Below are 14,276 nucleotides of genomic sequence, written 5' to 3' on the forward strand. Positions count from 1 at the left end.
ATGCGGGTAAATCGGCATAACGACCTTATAAAGTCAATTTTCTTTTGTTAAGGAAGATTGAGGCAATTTCAAGATCCTCAGGGTAGGTAATTTTAATATTCTCTCTTTCTCCTTCAATCATATTGATATCAAATCCAGAATATTCAGCAACTGAGGCGTCGTCAGTAAACTCATTTCTGAATGGCTTTTCATAAGACCTTCTTAATATATCCAAATTAAAAGTTTGAGGGGTTTGTATCAAAGCGACCTCATTTCTATTCAGGGATTCACTTTTTTGGCTACCAATCATCCTTCTGATGGAATCTGTTGGAGTAATGCTGACAATGCAGTTGCCTTTTTCTTCTGCTACCTGAAATGATTTGGAGATAAGGTCTGGGGAGATCAGGGGTCTTACTGCGTCATGAACGGCTACAATCCCTTTACCCTTAATGGTTTTTAGGCCGTTTTTTACCGAATGAAATCTTTGTACACCACCTTTTATTACCTGATGAGGAATTGAGCAGCCGTAGGTATCGCATAGCTCTTCCCAGTATTCATGTTGATGGATATTTAGTACTAAGAGTATTTCAGGGTTTAGCGGGCATTGATGAAAAGCCTCAAGGGTGTGCATTAATACCGGTTTACCATCTAATAATAGAAACTGTTTGGCTATAGCATTTTGCATCCTGCTACCAGAACCACCTGCAACTAAAATGGCGTAGTATTTCATCGTATTTTGGCTTTTAAACAAAAATAGGAGATTTAAATCAGTTCTGATTCAAATCTCCTATTACAACTTTAATATTTTTGATTAGATGATTAACATAGCATCACCATAGCTATAGAAGCGGTATTTTTCTTTTAAAGCCACTTCATAAGCATGTCTAACGTAATCGTAACCACCAAATGCACTTACCATCATCAATAAGGTTGATTCCGGAGTGTGAAAGTTAGTGATCATTGAGTTAGCAATGCTGAAATCATAAGGAGGGAAGATGAACTTACTTGTCCAGTCGTTAGCTGCCTTAAGTGTTCTATTTGAAGAAACAGCTGATTCTATTGCACGCATAGAAGTAGTTCCAACGGCACAAATCTTTCTTTTTTCTTCGATGGCTTTATTTACAATGTTTGCATCTTTTTGTTCAATAATGTACTGTTCTGAGTCCATTTTGTGTTTAGTTAAATCTTCAACCTCTACAGATCTAAAAGTACCTAAACCAACGTGCAAAGTAACTTCTGCGAAATTAATGCCTTTTAATTCCAGGCGTTTCATTAACTCTCTGCTAAAGTGCAAACCAGCGGTAGGGGCAGCAACTGCACCTTCATGTTTTGCAAAAATAGTTTGATAACGTTCTTTATCCTGAGCAGTAGCTTTACGCTTGATGTATTTTGGAAGTGGAGTTTCACCAAGAATTTCGATGTTTTTTCTGAATTCTTCGTCCGTTCCATCAAATAAGAAACGAATGGTACGTCCACGTGAAGTAGTGTTATCAACAACTTCAGCAACTAATAAATCGTCATCACCAAAGTATAATTTGTTTCCAACACGGATTTTACGGGCCGGATCAACCAAAACATCCCATAAACGCAATTCTTTATTCAGTTCACGTAATAAGAAGACTTCAATTGTTGCACCTGTTTTTTCCTTATTTCCGTATAAACGTGCAGGAAAAACTTTAGTGTTGTTCAATATCATTACATCCTTATCATCAAAATAACCTAAAATATCCTTAAATATTTTATGTTCAATTTTGCCGCTATCCTTGTGTAGAACCATTAAACGGGCTTCGTCTCTTTGTTCTGAAGGATTATTGGCAACTAATGATTCAGGTAGATTAAACTTAAATTGAGATAACTTCATATTTTTCGATGTGATAATTAAGGGCGCAAATTTACAAAATATAATCTTCTTTTTTGCAATTAACTTACGTCCTGATAAACAAGATATGTTTTATTCATAAACATAAATGTATTTTTTATATTATATAATGTTTTTCTGTAACCTTTTTGGTTAGTTTTGGTCTAAACATTAATTATGATCATTCTCAAACTAATAGGCGAAAGTTTTCGATTTGCATTTGATGCTCTCCGCCAAAATAAGCTTCGCACCATGCTTTCCTTATTAGGGATCACCATTGGTATTTTTGCAATCATATTCGTGTTTTCTGCTGCTGATACCTTTAGAAGTAAACTGCAGGCAAGTATAGATAAACTAGGCTCTAAAACAATATTTGTTCAGAAATGGCCATGGGGTGGTTTTGGAGATTATCCCTGGTGGAAATACATGAACAGACCGGTGCCATCACTAAGAGATTATGAGTTACTCAGAGATCGTCTGGAGCATGCAGAAGGCTTGTCATATGAAATCTGGGCCAATGAGAGAACTATTAAATATAGAAGTAATTCAGTAGAAGGTGTGGGGGTAAGAGCTGCTTCTCAGGATTTTAATAAAACATGGACCCTGGATTTTCAGGAAGGAAGATATTTTACCGAGAATGAAGGACGGGCAGGTTCTCCTGTTGTTCTTATTGGTGCTCTTGTGGCGGAAGGCCTATTTAATGGGGAACCGGCAATTGGCAAATCCATAATAGTGATGGGCCGTAAATTGAATGTAGTTGGCGTTTTTAAGAAAGAAGGAGAAGATATTCTGGGTATGTCGCAGGATAAAAATATTATAATGCCTTTAAATTTTGCTAAAGGTATTATGGATATTGAAAGCGATAGGTATGATCCATCAATTACGGTAAGGGGTTTTGAACACATTGCACTTGATGAGATTGAAAGTGAAATACAAGGAACCATGCGTTCAATCAGAAGGTTAAGACCTGGAGTCGAGGATGATTTCTCTTTGAATAAGAGTACTATCGCATCTAATCAATTAGATACCATGTTTGGAATGGTTGATATAGCGGGTTGGGTTATAGGTGGCTTTTCTATTCTTGTTGGAGGGTTTGGTATTGCCAATATTATGTTTGTTTCGGTAAAAGAGCGTACCAATATTATAGGTATCCAGAAGTCGCTGGGAGCTAAAAATTATTTTATCATGCTTCAGTTTCTATTTGAAGCGATAGCATTGTGCTTGCTCGGAGGGTTGTTAGGATTGCTCCTTGTTTATCTCGCAACGTTAGCAGCCAGTGCTGCCGGTTTTGAGATGATCTTATTCATGAAGAATATCATGCTTGGGATAGGTGTGTCGGTTATTATTGGTACAATATCGGGGTTTTGGCCGGCTTATGCGGCGTCTAGGTTGGATCCCGTTGAAGCGATCCGCTCCTAATATAGCGCCTCAGCATAAACCCGCTAGTACAACATCAACATGCATGGAGTAATATGGAGAAGCATAAGGGAATAAAAAGGCCTGTTGCATTGTGCAACAGGCCTTTTGTTATGTTTTGATCTCAATATCTAAGTACTAACTTAGCTCAACTTAGCTAAAGCAGCTTTGATTCTTGAAACTGCATCTCTAAGTTTATCTTCAGCTGCAGCATAAGAAATTCTGATACAATCGCTGTTTCCGAATGCTTCGCCTGTAACAGTAGAAACATGAGCTTCGTTTAATAAAAACAAGCTTAGGTCTTCTGCGCTGTTGATGGTTTGAGTACCATCGGTTTTACCAAAGTAAGATTTTATTTCAGGGAAGAAATAAAAAGCTCCGTCTGGAAGATTTACCTTAACACCCGGAATCTCTGTTAACAGGGCATAAACGATGTCTCTACGTTTTTTAAATTCTCCAACCATTTCGTTTACGGTATCTAAACCTCCCTGATAGGCGGCTAAAGCAGCACGTTGGGCGATAGAAGAGGTGCCTGAAGTGATTTGACCTTGTAGTTTGTCGCAAGCATTTGCAATTTCTTTATTCGCAGCCATGTAACCGACTCTCCAGCCAGTCATAGCGTAAGATTTAGAGAAACCATTGATTAGTATTACTCGGTCTTTGATAGAATCAAATTCTGCAATCGAAGCATGTTTACCAACAAAGTTGATGTGCTCATAAATCTCATCAGAAATGATATAGATGTTCGGGTGTTTTTCAAAAACAGCTACTAAATCAGCTAATTCTTCTTTGCTGTAAACAGATCCAGTTGGATTGCATGGCGAAGAGAACATGAATAATTTGGTTTTAGGGGTAATTGCCGCTTCTAATTGTGCTCCCGTAATTTTAAAGTTGTTTTCAACTGTAGCGTTGATGAATACTGTTTCACCTTCACCAAGTTTAATCATTTCTGAATAAGATACCCAGTATGGAGTTGGAACAATAACTTCGTCTCCTGGATCAACTAGACACATTACTGCGTTTGCAAGTGATTGTTTAGCTCCTGTAGAAACTACAATCTGATCGAAACCATAGGTTAATCCATTTTCTCTCAATAACTTTTCTGCAACTGCCTTACGTAGTTCAGGGTAACCAGAAACCGGAGTATAGTAAGAGTAATTCTCATCTACAGCGGTCTTTGCAGCCTCCTTAACAAACTCAGGTGTAAAGAAGTCTGGCTCACCAAAGCTTAGGTTAATAACGTCTATTCCTTTTGCGGATAGCTCTCTGCCTAACTTAGCCATTTTAATTGTCTGTGACTCAGATAGGTTATTGATTCTTTTGGATAAAAATGTCATAATAATTTGTGCGTGGGCAAATTTAATTTTGTGCAGTGACAAATATATGAACCTCACTGAATTATAAACTAAAAAAAATACTTTTTAATGTAATTCGATAGTGAAACTGTATTTTTGGTGGCTAATCTCTATAAAGTGCAACCTAAAAAAAAGGCGATACTTCTTTCTTTGTGCATCGGGATAGTGCTTATGCTGGCAAAATTTGTTGCCTATTTCATCACTCAGTCCAATGCAATTTTAACCGATGCTTTAGAGAGTATTGTTAATGTACTGGCCAGCAGCTTTGCATTTTATAGCATCTATCTGGCCACCATCCCTAAAGATAAAAATCATCCTTACGGTCATGGTAAAGTGGAGTTTTTCTCGGCTTTTCTGGAAGGCACGCTAATCACCATTGCCGGATTGATCATTATCTTTAAATCTACCTACGATTTAATCTATCCTAAACCAATTTATCAGCTTTTTGAGGGTGCTATTATTATTGGCGCTACCGGGATTGTAAACTTAATTATAGGCTTTTATTTGATGAATACCGGAAAAAAACACAATTCAATCACACTGGAGGCTGATGGGAAACACCTGCTTACCGATGCCATAACCAGCGCCGGTCTGGTGGCTGGTGTAATTTTAATACAGCTTACCAAAATCTATTGGCTGGATAGTGTGATCTCGATTTTATTAGGATTATATATCATTTACAACGGATATAAGCTTACGCGAAGATCTATAGGTGGATTGATGGACGAAAGTAATATTGATCTTGTAAAAAACATTATTGAGATTTTGCAGAAAAACCGTAATGAACCCTGGATAGATGTACACAACCTGAGGGCGCAACAGTATGGTGCCGATCTACACATAGATTGTCACTTCACGCTCCCTTATTACTTCGATCTCAATCGTGTTCATCAGGAAATATCAAGTATTGATAAACTTATAAATGGCAATGCACATCGGAAAACGGAACTGTTTATTCATGCAGATCCTTGCTTGCCTGCTTGCTGCAACTATTGTAAAATGAATGATTGTCCGGTAAGGCAAGAAGCCTTTAGAGGCGAAATCAAATGGACAATCGAGAATGCAACTAAAAATCAAAAACACTTCGATCAATGAGTTATTTTAATGTAAGAGTATACGGCTTACTAATTAATACTGAAAACCAGGTACTGATTAGCGACGAACAATCTGGTGGCCGAACATTCAGTAAATTCCCCGGTGGTGGGTTAGAGTTTGGTGAAGGTCTAATAGACGCCCTTAAACGTGAGTTTATGGAAGAATGCAATGCTGAAATTGAAGTGCTCAATCATCTTTATACTACCGACTTCTATGAGCAGTCTTCTTTTAACGATAGTCAGATTTTAAGCATTTATTATACCGTAAAAGCGTTACATCCTTTAGCATTGAACTTTAAAACTGATGTATTCGATTTTGATGAAAATACCTTACAGTCGTTTAGATGGGTTAATTTAAATGACCTTAAAGCAGACGACGTGACTTTTAAGACCGACAAAACTGTAGTAGAACTATTAATTAAAGAAAGAAACCAATGAGTTTAGCCGAAAGGGATAAAAAAGTAATATGGCATCCTTACACACAAATGAAAAATGCCGCACCTCACATCCCAATTGTAAGAGGAGAGGGTGTTTACTTATTTGATGAAGATGGCAAGAAATACATTGATGCCGTTTCCAGCTGGTGGGTAACCATTCATGGACACGTTCATCCTCATATTGCAGCTAAAGTTGCTGAGCAATTAAAGACTTTAGAGCATGTAATATTTGCAGGTTTTACCCATGAACCGGCTGTACAGCTGGCAGAACGTTTGCTTCCATTATTACCTGGCAAACAGGAAAAGGTATTTTATAGTGATAATGGATCTACAGCAGTAGAGGTAGCCATTAAAATGTGCTTACAATACTGGGTTAATACTACTAAGCAGCCCCGTACTAAAATTATTGCATTTAGGGAGGCTTATCATGGCGATACTTTTGGTGCTATGTCGATTAGTGGGCGGAGTATTTTTACTGATCCCTTTGCTTCTCTATTGTTTGATGTAGAGTTTATTGATCTGCCAAATGAGCGGAATATTGAGCAACTTAAGTCTAAGATCAATTATCTCTCTAATGAGGTTGCCTGCTTTATATTTGAGCCTATGGTTTTAGGTGCAGGCGGAATGTTAATGTATGAACCTCAATATCTTGATCAGTTGATTGAAACTTGCCAGAAACATGGGATACTGACCATAGCAGATGAAGTGATGACTGGTTTTGGGCGCACTGGTAAGTATTTCTCCTGCGAAGCACTAAATACTAGTCCAGATATTTTTTGTTTGTCTAAGGGCCTTACAGGTGGTACTATGCCAATGGGGATTACTACATGTAACCAAAAAATATTTGATGCCTTTTTAAGTGATGACAAGCTTAAAACCTTATACCATGGACATTCATTTACTGCTAATCCGGTAACTTGTGCGGCCTCACTGGCTAGTCTGGATATTTTGTTAAAACCGGAAACACTCGAAAACATTCATAGAGTGGTAGCAAAACATGAAGCTTTTGCTTCACAAATAAAAGGTCATCCGAAGCTTAAAGACGTAAGGCAGGCGGGAACCATATTGGCAATGGAGTGGGAAACAGGTACAGATACCTCTTATTTAAGCGGGCTGAGAAACCAACTGTATAACTATTTTCTGGATAGGGGGATTATACTTAGGCCACTGGGAAATATCATTTATATTTTAGCACCTTATATAATCAGTAATGAAGACCTTGATTATATTTACCAAACTATTAATGAAGCACTAAACGATATATAAAGAGAGTTGGCGTCGCGTCGTGCAATAGCCACCTAGTCGTGTTATAGATTTCGTCATGACGACCGCCTTTAAAGAATAAGAAGACGCTTAAAAAACAATGTTATCAGCAATATTATAATAAAAACAGTAATGAACATTAAACCGATTTTAGAGAACATAGTAAGTGATAATGTTTTGCATGCCAAATGGTTAAATACCTTGTCGTATATGGAAAATGCAGGTGCAAAGAAAATCTCTGCATCGGAGCATAAAGAAAAGGTGAACCTTATAATTCTTAAACATGCAGCAGAGGAACATCGTCATGCTTATTATTTAAAAAAGCAACTGGACAAACTGGATGGTGATTTTTGCAAAACTTATACTAACGATGAGCTATTGGCTCCTAACGACACCAAATTTTATCTAAATGCTTTGGATGTAGCTGTATGCCGTTATTTGAAACAGCATTTTAATTTAAGCGGATATGAACTAAAGTTTGCTGCTTATCTTTTTGTAACCTATGCAATTGAAGTACGTGCAGATGAGCTATACCCTGTTTATCAGGATGTCTTAACTGCTGCAGGCAGCAAGGTAACCGTTAAATCCATTATTCTTGAAGAGGAAGGACACCTTGAGGAAATGTTAAACCAACTTAAAGATTTTTCGTCCGAATGGGATAAACATGCTGAACTGGTCATAAAGATTGAGCAGGAAATGTTTAATTCCTGGATGCAGAATTTGAATAAGCAAATTGCTTAATGATCATTCGTTATTTGGAACCGACAGTTATCAAAAACTGGCTGTTATCACGAGGAATCCGTCATCTCGATAGGAGAGATGACGCTATGGTAGCAATGACGGCGATCGCAAAAGTGACGTCTATCATTCAAATGCCGGCAAATTTCTCAAACCTTCACAACCTTAGCAGGCGTAATGGCATAAAAACAATCGCCCTGCCCTGCATCTAATATTTTTAGCCCGGTAAAAACACTAAAAGCGGGTAATATGGCGCAATGTTTTCCAAAGTAAAAGCAGGGGAATTTCAATTGCTGCTTAGCCTTTCCATAAATAATTACACCGGGGTGTATATGGCCCGAGATGCCATAATAATCATCAACCTCGCCAGGTTTATCATGTATAAATCTAAAAGGTGCCAGCAACAATTCCTTTTGATGCACTTCTATCCCTAAAGCTTCATAATCTTCATTCTTTAAATTGTCGTGATTTCCTTTTATCAATACAACTTTAAGGTTGACATAACTATTTCGCCAGTACATAAAAGCATTGGCATCACTGTTAATGTTATTGTGGAACATGTCGCCCGTAACCAGCAGCGTTTCAGGGTTAAATTCCGACATCAGAGTGGTTAGTCTTTGCAGGTCTGTATGGTTTATTGCATCAGGAACCTGTATGCCTGATTTTCTGAAATGAGCAGATTTCCCGATATGTAGATCACTAATGATAAGCATTTTTCTGGCTGGCCAGTATATCGCTCTTTCATTACTTAATATGAGTTGTTCGCCTTTACAATCAATGGTCATTTTTTTGCTTTTTGCTTTTTACTTGTACTCTTTTTTTCCGATTCCGAAGTCATCCTTTCAATCCGCTGACTCAGCTCTTCACTACTCATGTTATCTCTTAAGCTATCTACTTTGATCGGGAAACACAGTGGGGTATAGCTGTCAGTCTTTATAACGATAACTTTGCTGGTTTGTATACGATGCAGGGCTGCGGCTAATCTGGGTTCTTCAATCTGCTGATAAAATGCTTCATCGTATGACTGACGCAATAATAAGTTATGTTTATCATAATCGCTAAAAACATTAAAAAATAGGGAAGAGGATGATTGTAAATGCTTGTTCGCAACGTATTTTCCTGGATATCCCTGAAACACAAGTCCCGAAATGCAGGCAATGTCTCTGAATTTACGTCTGGCCATTTCTGTTGCATTAACACTGGCTACAATATCGTCGGTTAGGTTCACAGGGCTAAACAGCTCTTTTAGGGAATTTTCCTCCAGAGGAATAGACTGTTCACTGAGCAACTCAAAGCCATAGTCGTTCATAGCAATAGAGAAGCTTATTGGTTGCAGGCGACCAAGTCTGTAGGCAATTAATGCAGCCATGATCTCATGTACTTGTCTGCCCTCAAAAGGATAGGCAAAGAAATGATAGCCATCTTTGGTATTGATCAGTTCAATTAAAAACTCGTCACTTTTAGGAACGTGAGAAACCTTAGCCTGACGTTCAAATAGTGGCAGTATGAAATCGAGCTCTTCATCTCCATGCTGCTTATCGAGTGTCTCATTGTATTTCTTTCTGAGTACACTACCAAGGTTTGCGGTTAGCGACATACGGCCACCCATCCAGCTTGGGCTGATGGCTTGTTTAAGTTTACTTTTTCTAACCAATACCATCATCTCCTTAACCATTATAAATTCAAGTACTCTGCCGGCAAGGGTAAAGCTACTTCCCGGTTTCATCCGTGATATGAATGATTCTTCAATCATACCAACGTAGCCGCCTGTCAGGTATTTTACTTTAAGCATGGCATCACTAACTATTGTTCCTATGTGTAATCTGTGACGCATTGCAATTTGTCTGTTTTCCACTTTCCAAAGCCCATCTGTACTTTTTGTTACTTTACTAAACTCATTATAAGCCTTCAAGCTATCCCCACCTGTAGTAATAAATCGCATAATCCAACTCCATTCCTGAGGTAGGAGCTCTCTAAATGCATGAGTTTGCTTAATCTCAAAAAAGATCTTTTCGTCATCAAACCCATCGCCAACGGCCAAGGTAACCAGGTACTGGATCAATGTATCAAATGACATTACAATAGGCTCCCTGCTTTCGATGTCTTGTGTTTTTGCTGCTTCTTTTATTGCGGCAGCCTCTACAAGTTCTAATGCATGAGTAGGCAGAAAATAAATCTTAGAGGTTTCATTAGGGGAGTGGCCACTGCGCCCGGCGCGTTGTAAAAACCTGGCAACACCTTTTGGAGAGCCAATCTGAACTACCGTGTCAACAGGTTTAAAATCAACACCCAGATCTAAAGATGAAGTGCAAACCACGGCCTTAAGTACTCCTGAATGCAATGCATCTTCAATCCAGTTCCTTAATTCATAATCTATGGACCCATGATGAATGGCAAGTAAGCCGGCAAGATTTTCATCCTGGGCAAGCAAGGTTTGATACCAGAGTTCGGCCTGTCCGCGCGTATTGGTAAATATTAAAGTGGTTTTACTTTTATTAATGATAGGGATGAGCTTATTAGCCAGTTTGTGACCTAAATGACCGGCCCAGGGCAGCATATCTATATGATCTGGTAATATCGACTTGATAACGATCTTCTTCTTGATATCAGATTTTACTATAGTTTTAAGCAAATCGGCATAAGGTACAAGTACGTCCATAGCCTGTTCCATATTGCCAATGGTTGCAGAGATCCCCCATATCCTTAGGAGTCTTTCGGGGTGTTGCTCGGTAAGCAACCCTTTTATTCTTGAGATGGCCAGTTCCGCCATCACGCCACGTTTACTGCCCAGCAGTTCATGCCATTCATCAGCAACTATACATTGCAATTGATCAAAATAATTGAAGGTACTCTTTTGGGCCAGTAGCAAGTGCATACTTTCGGGCGTGATAATGAGCACCTCTGGCATCTGTTTTTTTTGTTTTAGCTTTTCACTCTGGGGGGTGTCACCATTTCTTACACCTACCATCCAATCCAGTTGAAGTTCATTACAAACCTCGCGCATGGCACGTGCCAGATCCTTAGCCAAGGATCGAAGCGGTGTTATCCAGATCAATTTTAATCCGGTCTTAGCTTTGCTTTTAAGTGCCTGGGTTTTCAGCTCAGCTCTTTTGTTAAGCTCATCAATTACCACAGCTAAAAATATAGAATAGGTTTTACCAAAGCCGGTAGGAGCATTCACCAGGCCACTATAGCCTTCGGCATAATACTGCCATGCATCAGTTTGAAACTTAAAAGGTCTTTTTTTGCTAAGTTTTAGCCAACTTATAACCTGCCTGTATCCTTTGCTATTTTCCAGTTTCATAAGGTAGATTGTAATAATTGCCTAAGGTCGTCAAGCGTATTGATCTCATCGGCCTTTTTATCTTTTCTCCATCTGGCAATTCGTGGAAACCTTAATGCCAGCCCGGCTTTGTGCCTTTTACTTTCGGCTATTCCTTCAAAAGCTATTTCGAATACCAGTTCAGGCCTTACCGTGCGTACGGGGCCAAATTTCTCAACAGCATTTTTCTTTACAAAGCGATCCACCTCTTTAATTTCAGCATCTGTTAAACCGGAATAAGCCTTTGCTATGGTGATTAATTGATCCCCATCACGTACGGCAAAAGTATAATCGGTATAGAAGTTAGCCCTGCGACCGCTTCCTTTTTGTGCATAAATCATTACTGTGTCAATAGTATAAGGGTTTATTTTCCATTTCCACCAATCTCCGCGCTTTCTTCCTGAATGATACAAGGAATCTAGTTTTTTAATCATAATACCCTCACTGTTCAGTTCTCTTGCACCTTCTCTAAGAGTTGCAAGGGAGGTCCAGTCACTAAAAATAACTACAGGTGAGAGGGCAACGATGTGTTGCGTTTGTAGTTGCTGAATTGTTTGCTCAAGTAATTGTCTTCGGGCTGCCAAAGGGTCTTCTCTTAAATCCCTTCCTTTATGCTCAAGAAGGTCGTAGGTGTAAAAACCTACTGGCGCATCGTTGAGCTGTACTTTATTGATGGTTTTTCTGTTTAATCGCTGTTGCAATATGCTAAAAGCCTGCACCTTACCATCCTTAATGGATAGTATTTCTCCATCCAGTACGGTGCCGTCTGGTAATTCGTTTGCCAGGAAATGAAGCTCGGGAAATTGATCTGTTACCAGTTCTTCGCCGCGCGACCAAATGAACAATTCTCCATTACGCTTAATAATTTGTCCGCGAATACCATCCCATTTCCATTCGGCCTGCCATTCTTTTGGCTCACCCAGGCTTGCAGGCTCAGATTCAAGGGCATACGCCAGGCAGAAAGGATACGGCCAGGAATTGTCGGTATTTACATGAACGCCTGCAATAAGATCATTATAGGTAATATCTGAAGGTTCCCATTTACCCATAATACTGTGCGTGATTTTGCTGCTTTCGGTTGCACTTTGTTTTGCCAGCGCATTTACAAGCATCTTGTTGGAAACACCGATTCTGAAATTTCCCGAAATAAGCTTATTAAATATAAAGCGTTCCCTGGTTTCTAAACTATTCCAGGCGTTAACAATAAAGGTTTTTTTATGGCTGTCGTCTTGATCGTTTAATAAAGCAAGGTCCTTTATCCACTCGTATAATTTACGATTGGAAACCTGAACAGGAGGAGGCAATATAAGAGCTATGGTTTCACTTAAGTCGCCCACATTATGATAGCTTTCTGTAAATAACCACTCAGGAATTTCGCTTAGCTCTATGGCCCACAGCTTGACTAAAACCGTGCTTACAGGGCGCTTGGGGCGCTTTCCTGTAAACATGGCTATCACATAAGGTTTATCCAAATCATCAGCTTCATTGAAATAGTTTACAAGGGCGGCAATTTTATCGTTTGTCTTATTACTTGTTTCAAGCTGTTGTATAAGTTCTGCAAAGCGTTTCACGATTTTTCCTCCTCCTCTTCCTCAGGCCCATATTGAGTTTTTACTTCTTCAGATTCAATGCCTATTTCATTTAAGTATTTAGAGAAGGTAGCTGTAAAGCCATGTGTTATAAATACCTTTTCTGCCTCGGTAGCTTTTATAGCCGATAATAGTCCGGGCCAATCGGCATGATCGCTTAGAGCGAAACCTGCATCAGCGCTTTGCCATCTTCTGCCAGCCCTAACTTGCATCCAGCCAGAGCATACTGCGGTAGCCGGATTTGTTAGCGTTTTAATCCATTTACCATCGGAAAGTGCAGGCGGCACAATAACAATTCCTTTTTGCAGTTCTTCTTTTTTCGTTTCTGGAGTGATCCTCGTAGTTTCGGGCAAGTTTACACCGGCATGCACAAACCCTTCGTTTAAATTTGCAATTGAGCTATGAACATATATATCACCATAACCATTCAGGCCTTTTACAAGTCTTTGGGCCTTACCTAAGCTGTAAGCCGTGAGTATTGAGGTTTTGTTCTTATCCCGATTGTTGGATATCCAGTCTTTTATTTGTCCAAATACCTCTTGCTGCGGTTGCCACTTATAGATAGGTAATCCGAAAGTACTTTCAGAAACAAAAGTATGACACTTTACCGGTTCAAATGGGGTGCTTATTCCATCGTATTCTACTTTGTAGTCGCCAGATATAACACAGACCTCGCCTTTATATTCCAGTCTTATCTGTGCAGAACCTATAACATGGCCTGCAGGGAAAAGACTTAACTTAACACCATTAATGGTAATCTGTTTATGGTAGGGTAAGGTTTGTATGTTTAAGTCTGGGCCTAATCTGTGATTAAGAATTGATTTAGTAAGGTCATGGCATAAATAGGCTTTATTGCCCAGTTTTACATGATCTGAATGCCCATGGGTGGTTACCGCGTAGTCAACTGGTTTCCATGGGTCAATATAAAAATCACCTTGTGCACAATAAATACCCCTGCTTGTAAATTTGATTAATGCCATTTGGTAATAAACAAAATCAATATAGGTAAAGTTTTGGAGCATTTTAAGTGTCTGCTGATTATGACCAACGAGCACACTGGAAGCAGACTAGGGTAGGACTTCTTCGGAAAAAAGGTGCCTTTTCCGAAGCTTCTTCTTCCTCGTCACCGATAGGAAAGATCTCTTCAGGTATAGTTCAAGAGATCTCTCTCTTCGCCCGAGATGGCGGAATCAAAGTGATTGCCCGGCCCATCCAGGCCAGGCAT

Annotated in this window: 12 protein-coding genes; 5 read left to right on the forward strand and 7 right to left on the reverse strand. The window is 39.2% G+C overall.

Annotated elements, in window-relative coordinates:
- Positions 1-25: 25 nt before the first annotated feature.
- Together AC6CH7_RS23470 and queA are read right to left on the reverse strand one after the other, a co-directional pair.
- The gene (locus AC6CH7_RS23470; protein ID WP_498265020.1) at positions 26-709 is read right to left on the reverse strand and encodes a 2-C-methyl-D-erythritol 4-phosphate cytidylyltransferase; all 684 of its coding nucleotides are present in this window, start codon (positions 707-709) and stop codon (positions 26-28) included.
- A gap of 81 nt (positions 710-790) precedes the next feature.
- On the reverse strand, positions 791-1,840 hold the full coding sequence (queA, locus tag AC6CH7_RS23475) for a tRNA preQ1(34) S-adenosylmethionine ribosyltransferase-isomerase QueA (protein ID WP_498265021.1): 1,050 nt from the start codon (positions 1,838-1,840) through the stop codon (positions 791-793).
- 174 nt (positions 1,841-2,014) lie between these two features.
- Here queA and AC6CH7_RS23480 point away from each other — a divergent pair, with 174 nt between their 5' ends.
- Positions 2,015-3,256 carry an ABC transporter permease gene (locus tag AC6CH7_RS23480; protein ID WP_498265022.1) on the forward strand — a complete coding sequence of 414 codons (1,242 nt, stop codon included), beginning with the start codon at positions 2,015-2,017 and terminating at the stop codon, positions 3,254-3,256.
- A gap of 140 nt (positions 3,257-3,396) precedes the next feature.
- Here AC6CH7_RS23480 and AC6CH7_RS23485 read toward each other — a convergent pair whose 3' ends face one another.
- Complete coding sequence (locus AC6CH7_RS23485) at positions 3,397-4,590, reverse strand: pyridoxal phosphate-dependent aminotransferase (protein WP_498265023.1); 1,194 nt, start codon at positions 4,588-4,590, stop codon at positions 3,397-3,399.
- 135 nt (positions 4,591-4,725) lie between these two features.
- Between AC6CH7_RS23485 and AC6CH7_RS23490 the strand changes: the two genes are divergently transcribed.
- The 4 genes from AC6CH7_RS23490 (at position 4,726) to AC6CH7_RS23505 (ending at position 8,143) form a co-directional block, all read left to right on the forward strand.
- Positions 4,726-5,703, forward strand: coding sequence for a cation diffusion facilitator family transporter (locus AC6CH7_RS23490; RefSeq protein ID WP_498265024.1), 978 nt, complete (start codon positions 4,726-4,728; stop codon positions 5,701-5,703).
- Positions 5,700-6,140 (forward strand): NUDIX domain-containing protein, encoded by a 441-nt coding sequence (locus tag AC6CH7_RS23495; RefSeq protein WP_498265025.1) that lies wholly within the window; start codon positions 5,700-5,702, stop codon positions 6,138-6,140. Before AC6CH7_RS23490 ends, AC6CH7_RS23495 begins: the two co-directional genes overlap by 4 nt.
- Positions 6,137-7,405 (forward strand): adenosylmethionine--8-amino-7-oxononanoate transaminase, encoded by a 1,269-nt coding sequence (gene bioA, locus AC6CH7_RS23500; RefSeq protein WP_498265026.1) that lies wholly within the window; start codon positions 6,137-6,139, stop codon positions 7,403-7,405. The genes AC6CH7_RS23495 and bioA overlap by 4 nt, the downstream gene beginning before the upstream one ends.
- Positions 7,406-7,534: 129 nt before the next feature.
- Positions 7,535-8,143: a hypothetical protein gene (locus AC6CH7_RS23505; protein WP_498265027.1), complete on the forward strand. Its 609-nt coding sequence runs from the start codon at positions 7,535-7,537 to the stop codon at positions 8,141-8,143.
- Positions 8,144-8,289: 146 nt separating this feature from the next.
- Here AC6CH7_RS23505 and pdeM read toward each other — a convergent pair whose 3' ends face one another.
- The 4 genes from pdeM to AC6CH7_RS23525 are packed head-to-tail and all read right to left on the reverse strand — an operon-like array spanning position 8,290 to position 14,031.
- The gene (gene pdeM / locus AC6CH7_RS23510; RefSeq protein WP_498265028.1) at positions 8,290-8,925 is read right to left on the reverse strand and encodes a ligase-associated DNA damage response endonuclease PdeM; all 636 of its coding nucleotides are present in this window, start codon (positions 8,923-8,925) and stop codon (positions 8,290-8,292) included.
- Entirely contained in the window at positions 8,922-11,444 is a 2,523-nt protein-coding gene (locus AC6CH7_RS23515) for a ligase-associated DNA damage response DEXH box helicase (protein ID WP_498265029.1), read from the reverse strand. The genes pdeM and AC6CH7_RS23515 overlap by 4 nt, the downstream gene beginning before the upstream one ends.
- Positions 11,441-13,033 carry an ATP-dependent DNA ligase gene (locus AC6CH7_RS23520; protein ID WP_498265030.1) on the reverse strand — a complete coding sequence of 531 codons (1,593 nt, stop codon included), beginning with the start codon at positions 13,031-13,033 and terminating at the stop codon, positions 11,441-11,443. The genes AC6CH7_RS23515 and AC6CH7_RS23520 overlap by 4 nt, the downstream gene beginning before the upstream one ends.
- The gene (locus AC6CH7_RS23525; protein ID WP_498265031.1) at positions 13,030-14,031 is read right to left on the reverse strand and encodes a ligase-associated DNA damage response exonuclease; all 1,002 of its coding nucleotides are present in this window, start codon (positions 14,029-14,031) and stop codon (positions 13,030-13,032) included. Before AC6CH7_RS23525 ends, AC6CH7_RS23520 begins: the two co-directional genes overlap by 4 nt.
- Positions 14,032-14,276 lie beyond the last annotated feature (245 nt).

This window comes from Pedobacter sp. GQ55 (genome assembly GCF_059758925.1).

What these genes read in the sequence shown, in the direction of transcription:
- AC6CH7_RS23470 (WP_498265020.1), bottom strand. Translation starts at nt 709, where the DNA reads ATGAAATACTACGCCATTTTAGTTGCAGGTGGTTCTGGTAGCAGGATG.
- queA (WP_498265021.1), bottom strand. Translation starts at nt 1,840, where the DNA reads ATGAAGTTATCTCAATTTAAGTTTAATCTACCTGAATCATTAGTTGCC.
- AC6CH7_RS23480 (WP_498265022.1), top strand. Translation starts at nt 2,015, where the DNA reads ATGATCATTCTCAAACTAATAGGCGAAAGTTTTCGATTTGCATTTGAT.
- AC6CH7_RS23485 (WP_498265023.1), bottom strand. Translation starts at nt 4,590, where the DNA reads ATGACATTTTTATCCAAAAGAATCAATAACCTATCTGAGTCACAGACA.
- AC6CH7_RS23495 (WP_498265025.1), top strand. Translation starts at nt 5,700, where the DNA reads ATGAGTTATTTTAATGTAAGAGTATACGGCTTACTAATTAATACTGAA.
- bioA (WP_498265026.1), top strand. Translation starts at nt 6,137, where the DNA reads ATGAGTTTAGCCGAAAGGGATAAAAAAGTAATATGGCATCCTTACACA.
- AC6CH7_RS23505 (WP_498265027.1), top strand. Translation starts at nt 7,535, where the DNA reads ATGAACATTAAACCGATTTTAGAGAACATAGTAAGTGATAATGTTTTG.
- pdeM (WP_498265028.1), bottom strand. Translation starts at nt 8,925, where the DNA reads ATGACCATTGATTGTAAAGGCGAACAACTCATATTAAGTAATGAAAGA.
- AC6CH7_RS23515 (WP_498265029.1), bottom strand. Translation starts at nt 11,444, where the DNA reads ATGAAACTGGAAAATAGCAAAGGATACAGGCAGGTTATAAGTTGGCTA.
- AC6CH7_RS23525 (WP_498265031.1), bottom strand. Translation starts at nt 14,031, where the DNA reads ATGGCATTAATCAAATTTACAAGCAGGGGTATTTATTGTGCACAAGGT.